General features: G+C 47.4%; 14 protein-coding genes, 6 tRNA genes and 3 rRNA genes. 6 read left to right on the top strand and 17 right to left on the bottom strand.

The window, feature by feature from the left end:
• The 3 genes from glyS (at position 1) to GT360_RS00210 (ending at position 5,648) form a co-directional block, all read left to right on the top strand.
• Complete coding sequence (gene glyS / locus GT360_RS00220; protein ID WP_164646984.1) at positions 1 to 2,067, top strand: glycine--tRNA ligase subunit beta; 2,067 nt, start codon at positions 1 to 3, stop codon at positions 2,065 to 2,067.
• A gap of 118 nt (positions 2,068 to 2,185) precedes the next feature.
• Entirely contained in the window at positions 2,186 to 4,270 is a 2,085-nt protein-coding gene (locus GT360_RS00215) for an alpha-amylase (protein WP_164646983.1), read from the top strand.
• Between the two features lie 130 nt (positions 4,271 to 4,400).
• Positions 4,401 to 5,648 (top strand): valine--pyruvate transaminase, encoded by a 1,248-nt coding sequence (locus GT360_RS00210; protein ID WP_164646982.1) that lies wholly within the window; start codon positions 4,401 to 4,403, stop codon positions 5,646 to 5,648.
• A 215-nt stretch (positions 5,649 to 5,863) separates the two neighbouring features.
• Here the strand turns inward: GT360_RS00210 and GT360_RS00205 are convergent.
• The 12 genes from GT360_RS00205 to GT360_RS00150 form a co-directional block, all read right to left on the bottom strand.
• A tRNA-Trp gene (locus GT360_RS00205) sits at positions 5,864 to 5,940 on the bottom strand.
• 70 nt (positions 5,941 to 6,010) lie between these two features.
• A tRNA-Asp gene (locus GT360_RS00200) sits at positions 6,011 to 6,087 on the bottom strand.
• A gap of 56 nt (positions 6,088 to 6,143) precedes the next feature.
• Positions 6,144 to 6,260, bottom strand: a 5S ribosomal RNA gene (gene rrf / locus GT360_RS00195).
• Positions 6,261 to 6,351: 91 nt separating this feature from the next.
• Positions 6,352 to 9,239: ribosomal RNA gene (locus GT360_RS00190) — 23S ribosomal RNA — on the bottom strand.
• Between the two features lie 321 nt (positions 9,240 to 9,560).
• Positions 9,561 to 9,636: transfer RNA gene (locus GT360_RS00185), tRNA-Val, on the bottom strand.
• A 35-nt stretch (positions 9,637 to 9,671) separates the two neighbouring features.
• Positions 9,672 to 9,747: transfer RNA gene (locus GT360_RS00180), tRNA-Ala, on the bottom strand.
• A 27-nt stretch (positions 9,748 to 9,774) separates the two neighbouring features.
• Positions 9,775 to 9,850 (bottom strand) — tRNA-Lys (locus GT360_RS00175).
• 2 nt (positions 9,851 to 9,852) lie between these two features.
• Positions 9,853 to 9,928, bottom strand: a tRNA-Glu gene (locus GT360_RS00170).
• A 91-nt stretch (positions 9,929 to 10,019) separates the two neighbouring features.
• A 16S ribosomal RNA gene (locus GT360_RS00165) occupies positions 10,020 to 11,571 on the bottom strand.
• Together the 16S, 23S and 5S rRNA genes with 6 tRNA genes alongside form the textbook arrangement of a ribosomal RNA operon.
• Positions 11,572 to 12,070: 499 nt before the next feature.
• Positions 12,071 to 12,598 (bottom strand): menaquinone-dependent protoporphyrinogen IX dehydrogenase, encoded by a 528-nt coding sequence (gene hemG, locus GT360_RS00160; RefSeq protein WP_164646981.1) that lies wholly within the window; start codon positions 12,596 to 12,598, stop codon positions 12,071 to 12,073.
• A 12-nt stretch (positions 12,599 to 12,610) separates the two neighbouring features.
• On the bottom strand, positions 12,611 to 14,068 hold the full coding sequence (locus tag GT360_RS00155; protein WP_164646980.1) for a TrkH family potassium uptake protein: 1,458 nt from the start codon (positions 14,066 to 14,068) through the stop codon (positions 12,611 to 12,613).
• Between the two features lie 38 nt (positions 14,069 to 14,106).
• Positions 14,107 to 14,730, bottom strand: coding sequence for a YigZ family protein (locus tag GT360_RS00150; RefSeq protein ID WP_164646979.1), 624 nt, complete (start codon positions 14,728 to 14,730; stop codon positions 14,107 to 14,109).
• Positions 14,731 to 14,936: 206 nt separating this feature from the next.
• On the opposite strand from GT360_RS00150, the gene fadB reads away from it, so the two are divergent.
• Both fadB and fadA read left to right on the top strand, forming a co-directional pair.
• Positions 14,937 to 17,108: a fatty acid oxidation complex subunit alpha FadB gene (fadB, locus tag GT360_RS00145; protein ID WP_164646978.1), complete on the top strand. Its 2,172-nt coding sequence runs from the start codon at positions 14,937 to 14,939 to the stop codon at positions 17,106 to 17,108.
• 14 nt (positions 17,109 to 17,122) lie between these two features.
• On the top strand, positions 17,123 to 18,298 hold the full coding sequence (fadA, locus tag GT360_RS00140; protein ID WP_164646977.1) for an acetyl-CoA C-acyltransferase FadA: 1,176 nt from the start codon (positions 17,123 to 17,125) through the stop codon (positions 18,296 to 18,298).
• 90 nt (positions 18,299 to 18,388) lie between these two features.
• On the opposite strand, the gene GT360_RS00135 is transcribed toward fadA, so the two are convergent.
• A complete protein-coding gene (locus GT360_RS00135) occupies positions 18,389 to 19,168 on the bottom strand; it encodes a transporter substrate-binding domain-containing protein (protein WP_164646975.1) in 780 nt (259 codons plus the stop codon).
• Positions 19,169 to 19,247: 79 nt separating this feature from the next.
• Between GT360_RS00135 and GT360_RS00130 the strand changes: the two genes are divergently transcribed.
• Positions 19,248 to 19,988: an amino acid ABC transporter permease gene (locus GT360_RS00130; protein ID WP_420825431.1), complete on the top strand. Its 741-nt coding sequence runs from the start codon at positions 19,248 to 19,250 to the stop codon at positions 19,986 to 19,988.
• 67 nt (positions 19,989 to 20,055) lie between these two features.
• On the opposite strand, the gene glmU is transcribed toward GT360_RS00130, so the two are convergent.
• The 4 genes from glmU to atpG all read right to left on the bottom strand — a co-directional run bounded on the left by glmU (position 20,056) and on the right by atpG (position 24,275).
• On the bottom strand, positions 20,056 to 21,417 hold the full coding sequence (gene glmU, locus GT360_RS00125) for a bifunctional UDP-N-acetylglucosamine diphosphorylase/glucosamine-1-phosphate N-acetyltransferase GlmU (RefSeq protein WP_164646972.1): 1,362 nt from the start codon (positions 21,415 to 21,417) through the stop codon (positions 20,056 to 20,058).
• Positions 21,418 to 21,526: 109 nt separating this feature from the next.
• Entirely contained in the window at positions 21,527 to 21,943 is a 417-nt protein-coding gene (locus tag GT360_RS00120; RefSeq protein ID WP_164646971.1) for a F0F1 ATP synthase subunit epsilon, read from the bottom strand.
• Positions 21,944 to 21,967: 24 nt separating this feature from the next.
• Positions 21,968 to 23,371, bottom strand: a complete 1,404-nt coding sequence (atpD, locus tag GT360_RS00115; RefSeq protein ID WP_164646969.1) for a F0F1 ATP synthase subunit beta — start codon at positions 23,369 to 23,371, stop codon at positions 21,968 to 21,970.
• Positions 23,372 to 23,405: 34 nt separating this feature from the next.
• Positions 23,406 to 24,275 (bottom strand): F0F1 ATP synthase subunit gamma, encoded by an 870-nt coding sequence (gene atpG / locus GT360_RS00110; protein ID WP_164649532.1) that lies wholly within the window; start codon positions 24,273 to 24,275, stop codon positions 23,406 to 23,408.
• Between the last annotated feature and the right edge of the window lie 15 nt (positions 24,276 to 24,290).

Genomic DNA, 24,290 nt, shown 5'->3' with positions numbered 1-24,290 from the left:
ATGGCTAAAGAATTTCTAATTGAACTGGGTACTGAAGAGCTACCACCAACGCAGCTTCGTACTCTAGCAGAAGCTTTCGCTGCAAACTTCGAAGCAGAGCTAAAGGGTGCGAGCCTGGCTCACGAAGGTGTGAAATGGTACGCAGCACCTCGTCGTCTTGCTCTTAAAGTAGCCGCACTGGCTGAAGGCCAAGAAGACAAAATCGTTGAAAAGCGTGGCCCTGCGGTTTCTGTCGCATTCGATGCTGATGGCAACGCTACTAAAGCAGCTCAAGGTTGGGCTCGTGGTAACGGCATCACGGTTGAGCAAGCTGACCGTCTAGTGACAGACAAAGGCGAATGGCTTCTTTTCAAACAAGAAGTAAAAGGCCAAGCAACGTCTGAAATCGTTGTTGACCTAGCTGCAAAAGCACTAGGTAACCTACCAATCGCCAAGCCAATGCGTTGGGGCAACAAGACGACTCAGTTCATTCGTCCAGTTAAAACACTGACTATGCTAATGGGTGCTGACCTTATCGAAGGCGAGATCCTAGGCGTAGCCTCTGACCGCACTATCCGTGGTCACCGCTTCATGGGTGAGCAAGAGTTCACTATTGATTCTGCAGAGCAATACCCAGCGATCCTAGAAGAGCGCGGTAAAGTCATGGCAGATTACGAAGCGCGTAAAGCAATCATCCTTGCTGACTCTCAAAAAGCAGCAGCAGCGGTTGGCGGTACAGCGGATCTAGAAGATGACCTAGTAGAAGAAGTAACGTCTCTGGTTGAATGGCCAGTAGTCCTCACTGCAAAGTTTGAAGAAGAGTTCCTAAAAGTGCCTTCTGAAGCGCTGGTATACACCATGAAGGGTGACCAAAAGTACTTCCCTGTTTACGACGAAAACAAGAAGCTACTACCTAACTTCATCTTTGTTTCAAACATCGAATCTAAAGAGCCTCGCTACGTAATCGAAGGTAACGAGAAGGTTGTACGTCCACGTCTAGCGGATGCAGAATTCTTCTTTAACACTGACCGTAAGCGTCCTCTTATCGACCGTCTACCTGAGCTAGAGCAAGCTATCTTCCAGAAGCAGCTTGGTACTATCAAAGACAAGACAGATCGCATCACAGAGCTTGCTGGCTACATCGCTGAGCAAATTAACGCTGACGTTGAAAAATCTAAGCGTGCTGGTCTACTAGCGAAATGTGACCTAATGACATCGATGGTATTCGAATTTACCGATACTCAAGGTGTGATGGGTATGCACTACGCAACTCATGATGGTGAAGATGAGCAAGTCGCACTCGCACTTTACGAGCAGTACATGCCTCGTTTCGCAGGCGACGATCTACCAAGCACTGGTATCTCATCTGCAGTAGCAATGGCTGACAAGCTAGACACTATCGTAGGTATCTTCGGTATTGGCCAAGCACCTAAAGGTTCAGACCCATTCGCTCTGCGTCGTGCATCTCTAGGTGTGCTGCGTATCATCGTTGAGAACGGCTACAACCTAGACCTAACTGATCTTATCGCGAAAGCAAAAGAGCTACTGGGTGACAAGCTAACTAACGACAACGTAGAAGCAGACGTTATCGACTTCATGCTAGGCCGTTTCCGTGCATGGTATCAAGATGCTGGCTTCAGTGTTGATATCATCCAAGCGGTATTGGCACGTCGTCCAACTAAACCTGCGGACTTCGATCAGCGCGTTAAAGCGGTGTCTCACTTCCGTGAGCTCGAAGCAGCAGAAGCACTGGCAGCAGCGAACAAGCGTGTAGGTAACATTCTAGCGAAATTCGACGGCGAACTAGCCGCAGAAATCGACCTAGCACTTCTACAAGAAGACGCAGAGAAAGCACTAGCAGAAAGCGTTGAAGTCATGACGGAAGCGCTAGAGCCAGCATTTGCGACCGGTAACTACCAAGAAGCACTAAGCAAGCTTGCTGACCTACGTGATCCAGTGGATGCCTTCTTCGATAACGTAATGGTGATGGCTGATGACGAAGCTCTGAAGAAGAACCGTCTAACGCTACTCAACAACTTGCGTAACCTGTTCCTACAGATCGCAGATATCTCAGTACTACAGAAGTAGATCCATTACTCAGATTGATGAAAAGGGAAGCATTTGCTTCCCTTTTTTATGTTCTACAGCGCAGAATGCTGAGGTCTATTGTTGTTATAACCCTGATGTTTAATCAGGGAGAGATACAATGAAAAAAACCACGATTGCCCTCTCAATCGCTTTACTTGCTGGATGCAGCCAAACTTCTCAAGATACGATTTATCTTACTGCTGCTGATGACCAAGTCGCCTTTGAGCAAAACAGTGACGGACTATGGGTCGCTGAGCAGTATTTTGATAAAGGGCAGTACAACCTATCAATCACAGGCAAGAACGCGACCTGTGGTGATACCTACGCGCTCGCAGAGCTAAGCCGAGCCAAGTTTAATACTCCAATGGCGGTCGACAATTGTGCCGAACAATCCGATGTGCCGCTGCGTATCTACAAAGCCAACACGTACCAATTCGAATTAGATGCACAAAACCAGCAACTGACCGTCAAAGTCAAACCAAAGCAAAAGACCAACTTTGCGGACACCTGCCCTGTAGCCACTGACGCTCTAACAACCATTGATGTTGCCCAAACCTTTACTGATGGAACTCGTGTACGCGATGCGCTGTCTGGGCAAGAAGTGACCGTAGAAAATGGCAAAGTAGTGATGCAAGCCGCAGTAAATAGTCAGGGACTACTGCTACTGGAAGAAGCGAAAGAGTATCAAGATGCAACCTTTAGCTGGGACAATGCAACGGTCTATTTTGTTATGACAGACCGTTTTTACAATGGTAACCCAGGCAATGACAACAGCTACGGGCGAACCCAAGATGGTGAACAAGAGATCGGCACATTCCATGGTGGAGACCTTGCTGGACTAACGAAAAAGCTCGACTATATCGAGTCATTAGGTGTCAATGCGATTTGGATAACCTCACCGCTTGAGCAGATTCATGGTTGGGTTGGTGGCGGCAACAACGGTGACTTTAAACACTATGGCTACCACGGCTATTACCACCAAGATTGGACAAAACTCGATGCTAATATGGGGACAGAAGATGAGCTAAGAGAGTTTGTCGACACCGCTCATCAAAAAGGAATTCGAATCGTTTGGGATGTGGTTATGAACCACACGGGTTATGCCACACTCGCCGATATGCAGGAGTTTGGTTTTGGCAAGTTGTATCTTGATGATCAAGAAGCCAAAGAGATCTTAGGAGAGAAGTGGACAGATTGGACACCAAAGTCTGGTCAAAGCTGGCATAGCTTCAATGACTATATCAAATACAATGAAGCCGAAGCTTGGGATAAATGGTGGGGGACGGACTGGCTACGCACTGATATAGGCAACTATGATGCCCCTGGCTACAACGACATAACGATGTCCCTTAATTTCCTACCAGACTTAAAAACGGAGTCAGAAAAGAAAACTGGACTACCAAACTTTTATGTCAATAAAGACACTAACGCAACGGATGTACAAAGAACACCCAGAGAACACCTCATTACTTGGTTATCTGATTGGGTGAGAGAATATGGCATTGATGGCTTTAGAATTGATACTGCAAAACATGTAGAGATGGAGGCTTGGCAAGAGCTGAAGGACAGCACAACAGAAGCCCTTGCTGAATGGAAGCAAAATAACCCAGAGAAAGCGCTTGATGACTTACCATTCTGGATGACAGGTGAAGTATGGGCTCATGGCGTGATCAAGAGTGACTACTTCAACAATGGATTCGATTCCATCATTAACTTTGAGTTTCAAACGGATGTTGCCCCTAAAGCACTCGACTGTTTTGCTAAGTTAGACCAAGATTTCAATCGCTATGCGAAAGCCATCAACAGCGATGATAGCTTTAACGTGCTGAGTTACCTCTCTTCACACGATACTGCGCTATTCTGGGCATCAAGAAGTAAGAGCTTTGATGACCAACATAAAGCCGCTAACGCACTGATGATGTCCCCTGGTGCTGTGCAAATCTATTATGGTGATGAGATTGCTCGAGACTTTGGTCCAACAGGCTCAGATACACATCAAGGAACTCGCTCACCGATGCCTTGGGATCAAATAGAGGGTGAACGCGCAGTACTACTGGAGCATTGGCAAGCACTCGGTGATTTCCGTAAACGTCACCCCGCTGTTGCCAAAGGTCAGCATATCACGCGTAATCAAAGCGGATACTATGCCTTTGAACGTCAATATGAAGATGACAAAGTCCTAGTCGTTTATACCGGAAACTAGCTCTAATTCGCCTCCAATGACAAGCCAGCTCATCCGAGCTGGCTTTTATTTTATTTCAGCCCTTTCACTGAGGCCGCCATTGCGTTATTTTCGTTCTCTTATCGTTTAATCAACCGACAGGTAACAGGTAATGCAGTTCTCTCAGTTTGGTGAAAAGTTTAATCAATATTCAGGTATTACACAGCTAATGGATGACCTTAACGACGGTCTACGTACACCAGGTGCCATTATGCTTGGTGGCGGCAATCCTGCAGCCATACCTGCAATGCTCGATTACTTCCATAACACCTGCCAAGAACTGTTAGATAGCGGGGAGCTTGTCGCATCGCTTGCTAATTATGATGGACCACAAGGCAAAGACAGCTTCATCAAAGCCTTAGTCGGCCTGCTTAGAGAGACTTATGGCTGGGACATATCAGAGAGGAACATCAGCCTAACTAATGGCAGTCAAAGTGGCTTTTTCTATCTATTTAACCTGCTAGCGGGTAAGTATGCTGACGGGAGCAATAAAAAGATCTTACTGCCATTAGCGCCTGAGTACATTGGTTACGGTGACGCTGGCATCGACCAAAACATCTTTGTCTCCTACAAGCCAGAGATTGAACTGCTCGACGACGGCTTATTTAAGTATCACGTTAATTTTAATCAACTGAAGATAGACTCTGATGTTGCAGCGATTTGTGCTTCACGCCCGACAAACCCCACAGGCAACGTTCTTACAGAACAAGAAATTATAAAGCTTGATGAATTAGCTCGCCAAAATGATATTCCACTGATTATCGATAACGCCTATGGGGTACCATTCCCAAATATCATCTTTGAAGATGTGAAGCCGTTTTGGAATAACAACACGATACTATGTATGAGCCTATCAAAGCTTGGGTTACCTGGTGTGCGTTGTGGCATCATCATCGCGAACGAAGAGATCACCCAGGCATTGTCCAATATGAACGGTATTATTAGTTTATCGCCCGGAAGTGTTGGACCTGCAGTGGTCAAACACATGATCGATAAAGGCAACCTCCTGCCATTAAGCACTGAGATCATAAAGCCCTTCTATCAACAAAAGTCCCAAAGAGCGATAGAACTGCTGCAGCGAACAATCCAAGATCCACGCTTTAGGATCCATAAACCTGAGGGGGCGATCTTTCTCTGGCTGTGGTTTGACGAACTGCCAATTACCACGATGGAGCTATATAAGCGCCTAAAACAGCGTGGGGTTCTTATTGTTCCAGGAGAGTACTTCTTTATTGGCCAAGAAAGCTCATGGGAGCATAGCCATCAATGTCTACGTATGAACTATGTACAAGATGATGAAAAGCTGCAAAAAGGCATCGAGATACTTGCTGAAGAGGTTCTAAAAGCATATCAGGAATAGACTTCCCTTTTTACTCACTCTACAAACCCAGCAATCTTGCTGGGTTTTCTATATTTGAAAAAGCTACAGATGCAAAAAAGCCTCGTCGTTCGACGAGGCTTTAATATATGGCAGGGGTGGAGAGATTCGACCGGGCAGGCGACCCTGCTCCCAACACTCGCTTTGAAAAGCGACAAATGTAAAAAAGCCCCATCGTTCGACGAGGCTTTAATGTGTGGCAGGGGTGGAGAGATTCGAACTCCCAACACGCGGATTTGGAATCCGCTGCTCTGCCAATTGGAGCTACACCCCTAAAATGTTATTTGAATCGAGTAAGCTCTAGATTCAAAAAAACCTCGCTGTAAGCGAGGCTTCTTAATAAGTGGCGGAGTGGACGGGACTCGAACCCGCGACCCCCGGCGTGACAGGCCGGTATTCTAACCAACTGAACTACCACTCCGCAGTGGTCTATTTAAAGTCTTATCTAAATCGTGCTTCAAATAGATAATGTTCAAAGCCTGGCGATGTCCTACTCTCACATGGGGAAGCCCCACACTACCATCGGCGCTATTGCGTTTCACTTCTGAGTTCGGCATGGAAATCAGGTGGGTCCACAATGCTATGGTCGCCAAGCAAATTCTTAATTCGGAAAGCTATTTAAAAGTTAATGTACACACATTCAATATTCTTGGCTTTGAGTCCATCAAAACCCCTTGGGTGTTGTATGGTTAAGCCTCACGGGCAATTAGTACAGGTTAGCTCAACGCCTCACAACGCTTACACACCCTGCCTATCAACGTTCTAGTCTCGAACAACCCTTTAGGACACTTAAAGTGCCAGGGAAGACTCATCTCAGGGCTCGCTTCCCGCTTAGATGCTTTCAGCGGTTATCGATTCCGAACTTAGCTACCGGGCAATGCGTCTGGCGACACAACCCGAACACCAGAGGTTCGTCCACTCCGGTCCTCTCGTACTAGGAGCAGCCCCCTTCAATCTTCCAACGCCCACGGCAGATAGGGACCGAACTGTCTCACGACGTTCTAAACCCAGCTCGCGTACCACTTTAAATGGCGAACAGCCATACCCTTGGGACCGACTTCAGCCCCAGGATGTGATGAGCCGACATCGAGGTGCCAAACACCGCCGTCGATATGAACTCTTGGGCGGTATCAGCCTGTTATCCCCGGAGTACCTTTTATCCGTTGAGCGATGGCCCTTCCATACAGAACCACCGGATCACTATGACCTGCTTTCGCACCTGCTCGAATTGTCATTCTCGCAGTCAAGCGGGCTTATGCCATTGCACTAACCTCACGATGTCCAACCGTGATTAGCCCACCTTCGTGCTCCTCCGTTACTCTTTGGGAGGAGACCGCCCCAGTCAAACTACCCACCAGGCACTGTCCTCACCCCAGATAATGGGGCTAAGTTAGAACATCAAACATACAAGGGTGGTATTTCAAGGATGGCTCCACGAATACTGGCGTACTCGCTTCAAAGCCTCCCACCTATCCTACACATGTAGGCTCAATGTTCAGTGCCAAGCTGTAGTAAAGGTTCACGGGGTCTTTCCGTCTAGCCGCGGGTACACTGCATCTTCACAGCGATTTCAATTTCACTGAGTCTCGGGTGGAGACAGCGTGGCCATCATTACGCCATTCGTGCAGGTCGGAACTTACCCGACAAGGAATTTCGCTACCTTAGGACCGTTATAGTTACGGCCGCCGTTTACCGGGGCTTCGATCAAGAGCTTCGACCTAAGTCTAACCCCATCAATTAACCTTCCGGCACCGGGCAGGCGTCACACCGTATACGTCATCTTACGATTTTGCACAGTGCTGTGTTTTTAATAAACAGTTGCAGCCACCTGGTATCTGCGACTCCCCATAGCTCCATCCGCAAGGGACTTCACCGCGAGGAGCGTACCTTCTCCCGAAGTTACGGTACCATTTTGCCTAGTTCCTTCACCCGAGTTCTCTCAAGCGCCTTGGTATTCTCTACCCGACCACCTGTGTCGGTTTGGGGTACGATTCCTTACAATCTGAAGCTTAGAGGCTTTTCCTGGAAGCATGGCATCAATGACTTCACTACCGTAGTAGCTCGACATCGTGTCTCAGCCTTAAAGAGAGCCGGATTTACCTAACTCTCAAGCCTACGCACTTGAACCTGGACAACCGTCGCCAGGCCCACCTAGCCTTCTCCGTCCCCCCATCGCAATTGTAAGAAGTACGGGAATATTAACCCGTTTCCCATCGACTACGCCTTTCGGCCTCGCCTTAGGGGTCGACTTACCCTGCCCCGATTAACGTTGGACAGGAACCCTTGGTCTTCCGGCGAGGAGGTTTTTCACCCCCTTTATCGTTACTCATGTCAGCATTCGCACTTCTGATACCTCCAGCAGACCTTACAGTCCACCTTCAACGGCTTACAGAACGCTCCCCTACCCAATGACTAAAAGTCATTGCCGCAGCTTCGGTGTATAGCTTAGCCCCGTTACATCTTCCGCGCAGGCCGACTCGACTAGTGAGCTATTACGCTTTCTTTAAATGATGGCTGCTTCTAAGCCAACATCCTAGCTGTCTAAGCCTTCCCACATCGTTTCCCACTTAGCTATACTTTGGGACCTTAGCTGGCGGTCTGGGTTGTTTCCCTCTCCACGACGGACGTTAGCACCCGCCGTGTGTCTCCCGGATAGTACTCACTGGTATTCGGAGTTTGCAAAGGGTTGGTAAGTCGGGATGACCCCCTAGCCTTAACAGTGCTCTACCCCCAGTGGTATTCGTCCGAGGCTCTACCTAAATAGATTTCGGGGAGAACCAGCTATCTCCAGGTTTGATTGGCCTTTCACCCCTAGCCACAAGTCATCCGCTAATTTTTCAACATTAGTCGGTTCGGTCCTCCAGTTGATGTTACTCAACCTTCAACCTGCCCATGGCTAGATCACCTGGTTTCGGGTCTATATCCAGCAACTCGACGCCCAGTTAAGACTCGATTTCTCTACGGCTCCCCTAGATGGTTAACCTTGCTACTGAATATAAGTCGCTGACCCATTATACAAAAGGTACGCAGTCACACCACGAAGGTGCTCCTACTGCTTGTACGTACACGGTTTCAGGTTCTATTTCACTCCCCTCACAGGGGTTCTTTTCGCCTTTCCCTCACGGTACTGGTTCACTATCGGTCAGTCAGTAGTATTTAGCCTTGGAGGATGGTCCCCCCATATTCAGACAGGATATCACGTGTCCCGCCCTACTCGATTTCACTGATGATGAGATGTCGGTTACGGGGCTATCACCCTGTATCGCGCCACTTTCCAGAGGCTTCACCTGTCTCACTAAAAGCTTAAGGGCTAATCCAATTTCGCTCGCCGCTACTTTCGGAATCTCGGTTGATTTCTTTTCCTCGGGGTACTTAGATGTTTCAGTTCCCCCGGTTCGCCTCACTAACCTATGTATTCAGTTAGTGATAGCACCTTATGGTGCTGGGTTTCCCCATTCAGGAATCCTAGACTCAAAGATTTTTACTATCTAATCTAGGCTTATCGCAAGTTAATACGCCTTTCATCGCCTCTGACTGCCAAGGCATCCACCGTGTACGCTTAGTCACTTAACCATACAACCCGAAGGAGTTTCGAGTTGTTGTTTAAACAACCAAAGTTGTCTGCAATTTTTATACATGATGCAGACTCGATTTTGCCGGACTCAAATATTAAGTATCTTTCGATACTTCCAAGAACACTTGAATGTGTGTTGGTACCTAAAACCGTAGTTTTAGGATTTGAGAACTTTTAATTGAATAACAACGCATCTCAAAGAGATGGGGATTGTTGTTATTCGTCAGCTTTCCAAATTGTTAAAGAGCTAATCACTTCTCATGAAGTAACCATTTTTAAGAACACTTAACGCTTTTATTTCAAAGAAATGTGCTTAAAGATGGTGGGCGATACCGGGCTCGAACCAGTGACCCCCTGCTTGTAAGGCAGGTGCTCTCCCAACTGAGCTAATCGCCCACATGAGTTTTACTTCTTGTGGAAGAAGTCAAGATTGGTGGAGCTAAGCAGGATCGAACTGCTGACCTCCTGCGTGCAAGGCAGGCGCTCTCCCAGCTGAGCTATAGCCCCATCTTGAGATTTCATTCTCAGAGAGAATGGTGGGTCGTGCAGGATTCGAACCTGCGACCAATTGATTAAAAGTCAACTGCTCTACCAACTGAGCTAACGACCCAATGGTATCCCGTAGGGGAGTCGAACCCCTGTTACCGCCGTGAAAGGGCGGTGTCCTAGGCCTCTAGACGAACGGGACACTAAGTGCTTGAACATCTTGGGGGATGTTCATATCTCTTTACTTTATAAACCATCAATCTGTGTGAACACTCATCGCAATAATCATCGTATAAGGAGGTGATCCAGCCCCAGGTTCCCCTAGGGCTACCTTGTTACGACTTCACCCCAGTCATGAACCACAAAGTGGTGAGCGTCCTCCCGAAGGTTAAACTACCCACTTCTTTTGCAGCCCACTCCCATGGTGTGACGGGCGGTGTGTACAAGGCCCGGGAACGTATTCACCGTGGCATTCTGATCCACGATTACTAGCGATTCCGACTTCATGGAGTCGAGTTGCAGACTCCAATCCGGACTACGACGCACTTTTTGGGATTCGCTCACTCTCGCAAGTTGGCTGCCCTCTGTATGCGCCATTGTAGCACGTGTGTAGCCCTACTCGTAAGGGCCATGATGACTTGACGTCGTCCCCACCTTCCTCCGGTTTATCACCGGCAGTCTCCCTGGAGTTCCCACCCGAAGTGCTGGCAAACAAGGATAAGGGTTGCGCTCGTTGCGGGACTTAACCCAACATTTCACAACACGAGCTGACGACAGCCATGCAGCACCTGTCTCAGAGTTCCCGAAGGCACCAATCCATCTCTGGAAAGTTCTCTGGATGTCAAGAGTAGGTAAGGTTCTTCGCGTTGCATCGAATTAAACCACATGCTCCACCGCTTGTGCGGGCCCCCGTCAATTCATTTGAGTTTTAATCTTGCGACCGTACTCCCCAGGCGGTCTACTTAACGCGTTAGCTCCGAAAGCCACGGCTCAAGGCCACAACCTCCAAGTAGACATCGTTTACGGCGTGGACTACCAGGGTATCTAATCCTGTTTGCTCCCCACGCTTTCGCATCTGAGTGTCAGTATCTGTCCAGGGGGCCGCCTTCGCCACCGGTATTCCTTCAGATCTCTACGCATTTCACCGCTACACCTGAAATTCTACCCCCCTCTACAGTACTCTAGTCTGCCAGTTTCAAATGCTGTTCCGAGGTTGAGCCCCGGGCTTTCACATCTGACTTAACAAACCACCTGCATGCGCTTTACGCCCAGTAATTCCGATTAACGCTCGCACCCTCCGTATTACCGCGGCTGCTGGCACGGAGTTAGCCGGTGCTTCTTCTGCAGCTAACGTCAAACGAGCACGCTATTAACGTACCCGCCTTCCTCACTGCTGAAAGTGCTTTACAACCCGAAGGCCTTCTTCACACACGCGGCATGGCTGCATCAGGCTTGCGCCCATTGTGCAATATTCCCCACTGCTGCCTCCCGTAGGAGTCTGGACCGTGTCTCAGTTCCAGTGTGGCTGATCATCCTCTCAGACCAGCTAGGGATCGTCGCCTTGGTGAGCCTTTACCTCACCAACTAGCTAATCCCACCTGGGCTAATCTTGACGCGAGAGGCCCGAAGGTCCCCCTCTTTGGCCCGAAGGCATTATGCGGTATTAGCTATCGTTTCCAATAGTTATCCCCCACATCAAGGCATATTCCCAGGCATTACTCACCCGTCCGCCGCTCGCCGCCCATGATTTCCACCGAAGCTTCTATCATGTCGCTGCCGCTCGACTTGCATGTGTTAGGCCTGCCGCCAGCGTTCAATCTGAGCCATGATCAAACTCTTCAATTTAAGATTTTGATGTTCCGAAGAACTGACTCAATGAATACTGACTTCAAAACTACTAATGTAATTTTAAAGCTATTATCGTTCCAACAGAACGATAATGAATTGACTGTGCCGATACTAAGTATCGATTGGTCACTCAGTTCATTGAAATCTAAGTTGAAGCCTAAGCTTCATTTTGGATTATCATCAACGAGTGCCCACACAGATTGATAGGTTTATATTTTTAAAGAGCGTTGCTTTAAGTCTTTCTCTCAAAGCGGATGTGCATTTTAGCGATTTAAGTTTTCGTGTCAACCACTTTTTTTTAAATCTTTTTTCAAGCGATTTGCTTGAAGCTTTTGCACTTACTGACTTCGTTTGATTCCTTGCGGCCTCTCCCGTGTCAGCGAGGTGGCATTATAGAGATTGCCGATCAGTTGGCAAGCCCTTTTTTAAACTTTTTTGAATATTTTTAGTGACTGGACAGAAATCAAGCTAAAACACCCAAAAATATCACTTATCTTTACAGATTTTTAAACTTTTGGGCAAATAGCTCTACTTTTTCCCAGTTCGTATATTCAACTTTTTTGGTGGTATCCGTCTCACCACCTGTCATATTCATGATGAACTTTATCATCGTTCGATCAAACCAGTTATATCTTGGGTAATAGAGAGCGCCGGCAAAAACCCCAATTAAGTTCGGTTGCCATGGAGACTTCTTAAGGAAAGTCTTTATATACGCACTTCCCTCCGGTGTATCTTTTCCTTGGTCTTCTTTTCTCGCGGTTAGGTTTACGCAGAAAAATGCGGCTCGGTTGTTATCTAGTGCGGCTTTATTGCTCTCAATAAACTGATATAGCTTCTTGTTTAGATGACCATATCGAATTGAAGCGCCGATCAAGATTCGGTCATAGTCTTCAATATTCACTGACAGTGGTTGATGCAGGTCCGCGATTTCGACCTCGGTATCATTAAGTAACTCTGAGATACGTCGGATAATCTTTCGTGTTTGCCCCTCTCGTGAGGAGTAAAGTAACAGTGCCTTTTCCAAAGCGCTCTCCTATTAGCTTTTCCAAAATGCGGGTGTCAGCAATATAAGTAATGTAAACACCTCTAAACGCCCAAAAAGCATGGATACAATAAGCACCCACTTTGCTTTGTCATTCACCTCCCCGAAGTGAACAGCAACTTCACCTAGACCAGGGCCAAGGTTGTTGAGTGTAGCAGCGACTGCCGAGAAAGCACTTAGCTCATCCATCCCTGTAGCGATCAGCCCCAACATACACACCACAAAAACCAAAGCATAAGCAGAGAAGAAGCCCCAGACTGCATCCACAACTCGCTGTGACAAAGCTGTCCCGCCAACTTTGATTGTGTAAACCGCTCTAGGGTGAACCAAACGCTTTAATTCGCGAGCACCTTGTAATGTCAGTAATAAGATACGAATTACCTTCATACCACCACCGGTTGACCCTGCACATCCTCCGATAAACGAAGAGAACAGTAATAGCACTGGCAAAAACAGCGGCCACTCAGAAAATCCTGTTGTGGTAAAGCCCGCGGTCGTCGAGATTGAGACGGTCTGAAATAGAGCTTGGTCAAAAGCATCATAGGTGGTGTCGTAGGAGTGATGATTTAACAGAATCAAAAAGCAAACGACGAATAGGACAACTTGTATAAAGAGGAAGGCTCTGAACTCGGGATCTTTCCAATAATACTTGGGATGCACACCGCCCGACGCAAAAGCGGCGAAGTGCAGTGAATAGTTACACGCGGATATAAGCAGAAAAACCACCGTGATGAGGTTAACGGCATAACTGTCAAAGTAACCCATGCTTGCATCGTGGGTTGAGAAGCCGCCGATGGCTATAGTAGAGAAGCTATGACTGACCGCATCGAATGGCGTCATCCCGGCCAACCAAAAAGCGGCTGCACAAGCAATCGTCAAACTCAGGTAGATATACCACAGTGCCTTTGCAGTCTCTGCAATACGCGGCGTCATTTTGGTGTCTTTTACTGGGCCTGGAATCTCTGCTCGGTATAGCTGCATACCACCGATACCAAGTACAGGGAGTATTGCCACGGCTAATACAATGATACCCATACCACCAAACCACTGTAGCAGTTGTCGATAGAATAAGATCGCTTTAGGCAAATCATCCAACCCAACGATCACGGTGGCGCCCGTTGTTGTCAGAGCAGAAAAAGACTCAAAAAAAGCATCGGTAACTGACACTGCTGGGTTTCCAGCGATAAGAAAAGGTAACGAACCAGCACTGCCCAGTACCGTCCAAAACAAAACAACAATCAGAAAGCCATCTCTGGCTTTGAGCTCATGTTTGTGTCGACGGTTTGGAAACCAGAAGATGAAGCCTGCGAAAAGCAAAACAAAGAAAGTGGTGACGAAGGGTACACCTGCACCATCACGGTAGATCAAAGCGACCAGCGCAGGCGCAAGCATCGTAACGCTAAAGAGTGCTAACAGTAATCCAACGATGCGGATAATGGATCGAAATTGCATGAGTAATCGGTACCGAAGCTGAGCTTCTCTCTTCCTTGTTAGTTGTTATCTAGCGATCGTACGATGGCTTTAGCAGCGCTTTTATTAATGACTGCTTCTCTAAACGGCACGACTTGATTGACTTCTATTTCAATCATCAACTCGACCCCCGCACCATAATTAGCTTGCACTTCCTGTGCTCCAAATTGCCCCAACATCGATTGAAGAATAGGCACAAACCCGTAGTCTAACTCCACTATCAAGTTTGTGGTTATTTTTTTCTCAATTGTTTGAAGCTGTTTGAGTGCCTGCTGAACTCCACCACCGTATGCCTTAACTAAGCCACCTGTTCCGAGCTTGATTCCACCAGAATAGCGCGTAACGACCGCAGCAATTTCACCAACACCCGATCCAGACAATTGGGCCAAAATGGGCTTTCCTGCCGTACCAGAGGGCTCACCATCATCGCTAAAGCCCCACATCATCGAATTTTCGGGCCTTCCTGCAACAAACCCCCAGCAATTATGTCTTGCACCAGCGTGCTTGCGCTTTACCTCGTCAACAAACGCCTTCGCCGCTTCAATCGTCGGTGTGTGTGCAAGATGAGTAATAAACACACTCTTTTTGATTTCTTCTTCAAAACTAGTGGCTTGCTGCGGGATTAAATAAGGCTGGTTGTTCATTGGCGATCGCTTTTTGTCTCAATCGATCCAGTTTATCACGAACTGTCAGCTAGACAGAATAGGTAACGCCAACCACAATGTTAAACACTTGTTTAAAAAATGTATTGAATTTCAACAAAACCAAGCGCACACTACGTATACTGGTCTAACCAGACAATAAATAGAACAAAACCCTACACATCCACCGTAAGTCATGGAGATGGAAAATGATTTACCAATCAGACACCATTCAAGTAAAGGAAGTACAAAGCGGAGTCGCTGAACTCTGTTTCAATTCACCAAGTTCAGTCAATAAACTCGACCTTGCAACCTTAGAGTCTCTGGACAAAGCCCTAGATGCGATCGGTACTCAATCAAATATCAAAGGCTTACTGCTGACCTCGAGCAAAGAAGCCTTCATTGTAGGAGCCGATATTACCGAGTTCCTTGGTTTGTTCGCCAAGCCAGATGAAGAGTTAGATAAATGGCTACAGTTTGCTAATAGCATCTTCACCAAACTCGAAGATCTCCCTATGCCTTCACTGTCAGTGCTTAAAGGCCACACATTGGGTGGAGGTTGTGAGTGTGTCCTTGCAACCGACTTACGCATCGGCGACAAGACCACCAGCATCGGTTTACCAGAAACCAAGCTCGGTATCATGCCAGGTTTTGGAGGATGTGTTCGTCTGCCTAGAGTCATCGGTGCTGACAGCGCTATGGAGATCATAACCCAAGGTAAAGCCTGCCGCGCCGACGAAGCATTGAAGTTAGGTCTACTTGATGCCGTAGTCGATAACGATGCTCTGTATGAATCCGGGCTCAAAACGCTTAACGATGCGATCAATGAAAAAGTCGATTGGCAAGCGCGCCGCAAACAAAAAACCTCAGCACTCACGCTCAGCAAGCTTGAGTCAATGATGAGCTTCACCATGGCAAAGGGCCTGGTCGCGCAAAAAGCTGGCCCACACTACCCAGCACCAATGACGGCGGTTATAGCGATAGAAGAAGGCGCTCGCTACGCTCGAAATGAGGCTCTCGATATTGAGCGAAAACATTTCATCAAGTTAGCAAAATCATCAGAAGCAAAATCTCTGGTCGGTTTGTTCCTCAATGACCAATACATCAAAGGGATCGCTAAAAAGGCGGCAAAATCGGCCTCTAAAGACACTTCACGCGCAGCCGTGCTGGGAGCTGGGATTATGGGCGGTGGAATCGCCTATCAATCAGCACTCAAGGGGGTGCCCGTCATCATGAAAGACATTGCTCAAGCCTCTCTCGACTTGGGCATGAAAGAAGCCTCTAAACTCCTAAACAAACGGTTGTCGCGAGGTCGTATTGATGGCTTTAAGATGGCGGGGATTCTCGCTTCAATCACGCCAAGCCTTCATTATGCAGGGATTGAAGAATCTGATGTCGTTGTAGAAGCAGTGGTTGAGAACCCAAATGTTAAAGCAGCCGTATTGAGTGAGGTCGAAACGCATGTATCTGAAGAGGCTGTTATCGCTTCCAATACATCAACCATTCCGATTAACCTCTTAGCAAAGTCATTAAAGCGACCAGAAAACTTCTGTGGAATGCACTTTTTCAACCCAGTCCATCGCATGCCTCTGGTTGAAATCATTCGCGGTGAACACACCTCAGATGAAACCATCAACCGTGTTGTCGCCTATGCGGCGAAAATGGGTAAATCACCTATCGTCGTCAACGACTGTCCTGGGTTCTTCGTCAATCGTGTCCTTTTTCCGTATTTTGGCGGCTTCAGTAAGTTGCTTCGAGATGGCGCGGACTTTACCCAAGTCGATAAAGTCATGGAGCGTCAGTTTGGCTGGCCAATGGGACCGGCTTATTTACTTGACGTTGTTGGCATTGATACCGCACATCACGCACAAGCAGTTATGGCTCAAGGCTTCCCAGAGCGTATGGGTAAAGAAGGGCGTGACGCAATTGATGCGCTGTTCGATGCCAATAAATATGGCCAGAAAAATGGCAGTGGCTTCTATACCTACACTATCGATAGAAAAGGTAAGCCCAAAAAGTCCTTCAGCCCAGAGATATTGCCTGTACTTGCTGATGTATGTGCTCAATCACAGGTCTTTGATGATCAAACCATCATCCAAAGGGTGATGATTCCGATGATCAATGAAGTCGTGCTGTGTCTCGAAGAAGGCATTATCGCTAGCCCACAGGAAGCAGACATGGCGCTTATCTATGGCCTTGGCTTCCCTCCTTTCCGTGGTGGTGTCTTCCGTTACCTCGATAGTATTGGCATTGCTGAGTACGTTGCGATGGCACAAGCATACTCAGATCTCGGAGCGATGTATCAAGTCCCACAAACACTGTTCGATATGGCAGAGCGTGGAGAGACTTTCTACGGTAAGCAACAGCAAGGATCAATCTAAGGAGGGATACCCAAATGACTACTCAAACTAAGAACGTTGTTGTCGTAGATTGTCTACGTACACCTATGGGTCGCTCCAAAGGCGGAGCGTTTCGCCATACTCGCGCTGAAGATCTATCAGCGCATTTAATGAAGGGCATTTTGGCGCGTAACCCAAAGGTTGACCCCAATGAAATAGAAGATATTTATTGGGGGTGCGTACAGCAAACGCTGGAACAAGGTTTTAACGTTGCTAGAAATGCAGCTTTATTGGCTGGACTGCCTATTGAGATTGGTGCTGTCACCGTCAATCGATTGTGCGGTTCTTCAATGCAAGCCCTGCATGATGCCACGCGCGCTATCATGACGGGTGACGCCGAAATCTGTCTGATTGGAGGCGTGGAGCATATGGGCCATGTGCCGATGACTCATGGTGTCGATTTCCACCCTGGGATGTCGAAAAACGTCGCCAAGGCAGCAGGCATGATGGGGTTAACTGCTGAGATGCTGGGTAAGCTGCATGGCATTAGTCGTGAGCAACAAGATGAGTTTGCTGCACGTTCACATGCTAGAGCTCACGCAGCAACAGTTGAAGGTCGCTTTAAGAATGAGATTTTACCCACTGAAGGACATGCAGAAGACGGAACCTTGTTTACCCTTGACCACGATGAAGTTATTCGCCCTGAAACCTCTGTTGAAGGGTTGTCACAGCTGCGCCCAGTATTTGACCCAGCCAATGGCACTGTCACAGCAGGGACATCGTCAGCGCTCTCTGATGGTGCATCGGCGATGCTGATAATGAGTGAAGATAAAGCCAACCAACTTGGGCTTAAGGTCCGAGCACGAATTAAAGGAATGGCGATTGCCGGGTGTGATCCTTCCATTATGGGCTATGGCCCAGTGCCAGCAACGCAAAAGGCGCTCAAGCGTGCAGGTTTAAACATCGAAGATATGGGTGTGATTGAGCTCAACGAAGCCTTTGCTGCCCAATCTCTGCCTTGCGCCAAAGACCTCGGCTTACTTGAGGTCATGGACCAGAAGGTTAACCTTAACGGTGGCGCCATCGCACTGGGGCACCCGCTGGGCTGCTCAGGGTCACGAATCTCAACCACTCTGATTAACCTCATGGAGGAAAAAGAGGCGAAATACGGTTTGGCCACCATGTGTATCGGGTTGGGACAAGGCATCGCGACGGTGTTTGAACGCCCATAATGCATTAACACCCAATCATTGATATCCAATAGAAGTACGCCGCTCAGAGAGCGGCGTACTATTTTTATCTGTTTCACTACGGGTGATAATCTACTGGCTTGTCTGCAACCCCCACTTTTCAGCGGTACGTTTGAAGAAGCCTTGGGTTTTCTTTAACTCTACCCAGTGATTAATATAATTTATCCATACCTGATCGCTCTGTGGTAGGAGCATCGCAATTGGGGTTGGTCTGCGCTGCTCTTTAACTGGAACAATCGCGAGCTGGCTGAACTTATCCACCAGCGTTGCTGCTTCTACGTTTGAGGTCACCGAGACATCAGCACGCTTGGCAAGCAGTTCTTGAAAGTCACGCGCAGGTGCTTCTATCACTATGTGCTTTGCATTGGGGAAGAAATCTTTCACCATTTTCTCTTGGACTGTCCCGAGCGTCGCAGCCACTTTAACCTGCTCATTGTCGAAATCGCTCCAATCACTATACTTGTCTAAGTCTCTTTTTTGCACCACGGGTACAAAGGCGAGATAGAAATAAGGCTCACTATATCCTGCCACCTTGGCACGAGACATGTTTAATGAAGCACTCCCCGTAATATCATACTTGTTTGCTGTAACTCCATTAACCAATGTTTTCCAATCCGTTGCTATGTATTCCACCTGAACACCGAGATCTTTAGCTAGCTCAGTGGTGACATCAATATCGAACCCGCGGTAACTGTTAGTCGCTGGATCTTTCATGGTCATTGGGTTCCAATCCCCGGTCGTTCCAACCCTAAGTACACCACTATCAAGAATACTATGCAGACGGCTTTTCTCAGCGGCTTGAACAGAGAAAACGCTGCAAAGTAAAAACAGTGACAGCAAAATCCTTTTCATTATCTTTTCCTTAACATTCTGGCATCATCATTGATACCATAGCAGTAGATTGATGATTTTTTTAGTAAAAGGATCAGGTGTGTATAGAGTCATAAGCGCCATATTCATCACTTTCGCCCTCACGGGTTGCTCACAATATGAGTGGGGTTGGTATGTATTAAACCCAAATACAGAACAAGGACGAACCAACCTCTGGTTTCTTATTCAGGGCTTCGGAGACACCATCGGCGTCTCCCTGATCAGCATGTGCTTTGCTATGTTGCTTGGTCTTGCGATTGCTCTGCTTGCTCTGACTAAAAGTCATACACTGAATCTGTTCAATCGATTCTACGTCGAATGTGTTCGCTCTATTCCAGTGCTCGTGCTTTTGCTATGGGTCTACTATGGTTTACCCACACTCCTCGATATATCACTCAATCACTACTGGGCTGGGATCATTGCGCTCACTGTCGCAGAAAGTGCGTTTATGGCAGAAGTCTTTCGTGGAGGCATTCAATCGATTACTAAAGGCCAGCACGAAGCGGCTGAGTCTCTTGGTCTTAACTACATAAGAAAGATGCGTTTGGTCGTCTTACCTCAAGCTATCCGCCAAATACTGCCAGCGTTGGGTAATCAGTTTGTTTATATTCTAAAGATGTCATCATTAGTAAGTGTGATTGGTTTGAGCGACCTAACACGACGAGCAAATGAATTGGTCGTCAATGAGTACTTACCTCTCGAAATTTACACCTTTTTGGTATCGGAGTATCTGATCCTCATTCTCGTTGTTTCTCACTTAGTAAGGCGGCTGGAAAAGCGCCTTACGATACCAAGCCATTGATACAAAAAAAGAGCAATGTATTGAGACATTGCTCTATCGTGCGGAAATAAACTTCTAAAGTAAGTGATTACTTACTTTTTACTGGACGCTGCCAATCTTTAATTCGGCGCTCCTTGGCACGAGTGATCACTAACTGGTCTTTTTCAACCGACTTCGTAACGGTTGTGCCTGCGCCAATCGTCACGCCATCTTCGATAGTGACAGGAGCAACTAACTGAGAATCAGAGCCCACAAACACATCGTTACCGATGATGGTTTTATGTTTATTAGCACCATCATAGTTACACGTGATCGTACCTGCACCAATGTTAGTGCGTTGGCCAATCGTCGCGTCACCTAAGTAGGTAAGATGGTTCGCTTTTGAGCCTTGACCTAGCGTTGCGTTTTTAACCTCTACGAAGTTGCCTACGTGTGAGTCATTGTGCATTTCAGCACCTGGGCGAAGGCGAGTGAATGGACCAACCGTACACTCTTCACCAACCGTTGCCCCTTCAATGACGCTATATGGGCGAATCACGGTATTGTCATCAATTTCACAGTCAATCAGCACCGAGCCTGCACCGATTTTAACGTTGTCACCCAGTGATACAGAACCTTCAATAATAACGTTCGCGTCAATCTCACAGTCCATACCGCACTGCAGTTCACCACGAAGATCAAAACGAGCAGGATCGCGTAACATCACACCTTGCTCTAGTAACTTCTTCGCTTGGCCTTGCTGGAACGCACGCTCTAGACGCGCAAGTTGCGCACGGTCATTAACCCCTTCCACTTCAATCGCACTTTGCGGATGAACAGCTTCAACAGCTCGACCTTCATCATGCGCTGCAGCAATCACGTCAGTGAGGTAGTACTCACCTTGAGCGTTATTGTTATTTAGGCCTGATAACCAACGTTTCAGGTCACCACCTGTTGCTACCAGCACACCGGTATTGATTTCTTTGATTAGCTTTTGCTCTTCTGTCGCATCTTTCTGCTCAACAATCGCAACCACTGGACCATTCTTACGTACGATGCGCCCGTAGCCGGTTGGGTTATCCAGCACTACGGTCAAAAGGGCAATACCGCCTGTTGGCTGCGCATCCAGTAATGCTTCAATCGTCTCTTCTGAGATCAACGGTACATCACCATAAAGCACTAAGATCTTTTCATCATCAGCAAAACTCGGTGAAGCTTGATCAACGGCGTGACCAGTACCTAACTGATCCGCTTGCAACACCCAGTTAACGGTCTCTTGTTCTAAAGCGGCCTTCATTTGATCGCCACCATGACCGTAAACCAAGTGCAGGCTCTGTGCACCCAAACCATTACATGTATCAATCACATGTTTTACCATCGGCTTGCCCGCTAATGTGTGCAGCACCTTTGGTTTGTTGGAGTACATACGGGTCCCCTTACCCGCCGCTAGAATCACCGCGCTAAACTTCATTGGAAAACTCTCTAGTTTTATTTTTTGATGGTGCAATTCTAGCTAATAAACAAACAAAAAGGCAGCCAATAGGCTGCCTTTGTTCGATTTGAATGTAATCAATTAGATATTAGCGACGCTTTTTCACTAACTCGATTACTTTCAGCTGAGCGATTGCTTTCGCAAGCTCTGCAGATGCACGCGCGAAGTCGACATCACCATGGTTCTCGTTGAAGAGTTGCTCAGCACGACGCTTCGCCTCTTCCGCTTTTGCCTGGTCAAGATCTTCGCCACGAATAGCTGTATCAGCCAAGATGGTCACATCGTAAGCTTGAACTTCAAGGATGCCACCCGATAGGTAGACAATCTCTTCCTTCTTGTCCTTAGTTACAATACGAACCATGCCAGGACGAATTCGAGTTAGGAGCGGCGTATGGTTCGCCAACACACCCAAATCACCCTGTTCACCCGAAACCTGGATGCTCGCAGCCGAACCAGAGAAAATTCTCTTCTCAGCGCTCACTACGTCCAAATGGAAGGTACTCATATAGCCTCCTTATTCAGTCTCAGGTTACAGCTTCTTCGCGTTCTCTAGCGCATCGTCGATTGTACCGCAGTACATAAACGCCTGCTCTGGGATATCGTCGTATTCACCCGCTAGTAGGCCTTTGAAGCCACGTAGCGTTTCTTTCAGTGATACGTATACACCAGGGTCGCCCGTGAAGACTTCTGCAACGTGGTAAGGCTGAGTTAGGAAACGCTCAATCTTACGTGCACGAGATACAACTTGCTTATCTTCTTCAGATAGCTCGTCCATACCTAGGATTGCGATGATGTCTTTTAGCTCTTTGTAGCGTTGCAGCGTTTGCTGAACGTTACGTGCTACGTCGTAGTGCTCCTGACCAACAACAAGTGGATCAAGCTGACGAGACGTTGAGTCTAGCGGGTCGATCGCTGGGTATAGACCCATAGCAGCGATGTTACGGTTAAGTACAACCGTTGCATCCAAGTGCGCGAACGTTGTTGCTGGAGACGGGTCAGTCAAGTCATCCGCAGGTACGTATACCGCCTGAACAGATGTGATAGAGCCGTTCTTCGTTGACGTGATACGCTCCTGAAGTACACCCATCTCTTCTGCTAGTGTTGGCTGGTAACCTACCGCAGAAGGCATACGACCTAGAAGTGCTGATACCTCAGTACCTGCAAGCGTGTAACGGTAGATGTTATCGATAAACAATAGTACATCACGACCTTCATCACGGAAGCGCTCTGCCATCGTTAGACCCGTCAGTGCAACACGTAGACGGTTACCTGGTGGCTCGTTCATCTGACCGTAAACCATCGCAACCTTTGATTCTTCAGGTTTCTCGATGTTTACAACGCCAGCTTCCTGCATCTCGTAGTAGAAGTCGTTACCCTCACGAGTACGCTCACCTACACCAGCGAATACAGAAAGACCCGAGTGTTGTAGTGCGATGTTGTTGATAAGCTCCATCATGTTAACGGTCTTACCTACACCTGCACCACCGAATAGACCGATTTTACCACCCTTAGCGAATGGACAAATTAGGTCGATTACCTTAACACCGGTCTCTAGTAGTTCAGTCGCATTTGACTGCTCTTCATAGCTTGGTGCTTCACGGTGAATTGAGTAAAGCTCTTCAGCACCTACTTCACCGCGCTCGTCGATTGCATCACCTAGAACGTTCATGATACGTCCAAGTGTCTTTGTACCTACTGGTACAGAAATTGGCGCGCCTGTATTTACTACATCAACGCCACGACGTAAACCATCAGAGCTACCCATAACGATACAACGAACTACACCACCGCCTAGCTGTTGTTGAACTTCAAGAACAAGACGCTCTTTCGATTCTGTTACGTTTAGAGCGTCATATACCGCTGGTACTTCGCTCTGTGGGAACTCTACGTCGACTACCGCACCGATGATCTGTACGATCTTACCTGTAGCCATCGTTAATCCTCTAAATTAGTTTCTTTTACCTAAATTAAACCGCTGCCGCGCCTGAAACAATCTCAGAAAGCTCTTGAGTGATTGCTGCTTGACGAGCCTTGTTATAAACAAGCTCAAGCTCTTCAATCAGGTTTCCTGCGTTGTCAGATGCCGCTTTCATCGAAATCATTCGAGCTGCTGTTTCACACGCTAAGTTTTCTACCACACCCTGATAAACCTGCGATTCAATGAATCGGTTCATCAGCGTGTTAAGGAGGACTTTCTGATCCGATTCAAACATATAGCTCCACGCGTGTTTGAACTGGTCATCGTCTTCACTTAGCTGTTTAGGCAAAGGTATCAATTGGTCAATTTTCGGTGTTTGGGTCATCGAGTTAACAAACTCGTTTGACACCAAATACAAACGGTCCAAAACCCCTTCTGTACACTTTTTCAACATTACTTGGATAACACCAATCAAGTCGTCAAGTGTTGGGTTATCTCCCAAACCTGAAGTCTGAGCTACAACGTTTGCACCTAGGCTGTTAAAGAAAGATGTTGCTTTCGCACCGACAACGGCCAGTTCAACTTCAACCCCTTTTTCAGCCCACTCGTTCATCGACATAGTTGCTTGCTTGAACATGTTAATGTTCAAGCCACCACATAGACCACGATCGGTTGAGATAATAATGTATCCCACACGTTGTGCTTCTCTTTCTAGTAAGAAAGGATGCTTATATTCCAGTGTACCATTTGCCACATGACCAATGACTTTACGTATGCTCTCTGCATATGGACGTGGGCCTTCCATCGCGTCTTTCGTGCGACGCATTTTGGAGGTGGCAACCATTTCCATTGCTTTCGTGATTTTTTGGGTGCTTTTTACGCTCCCAATCTGATTACGAATCTCTTTCGAGTTGGCCATCATTACTCTCCGTCA

The sequence above is a fragment of the Vibrio astriarenae genome (genome assembly GCF_010587385.1).
Taxonomy (GTDB): domain Bacteria; phylum Pseudomonadota; class Gammaproteobacteria; order Enterobacterales; family Vibrionaceae; genus Vibrio; species Vibrio astriarenae.
This window is presented reverse-complemented; position numbering and strand designations above follow the sequence as displayed.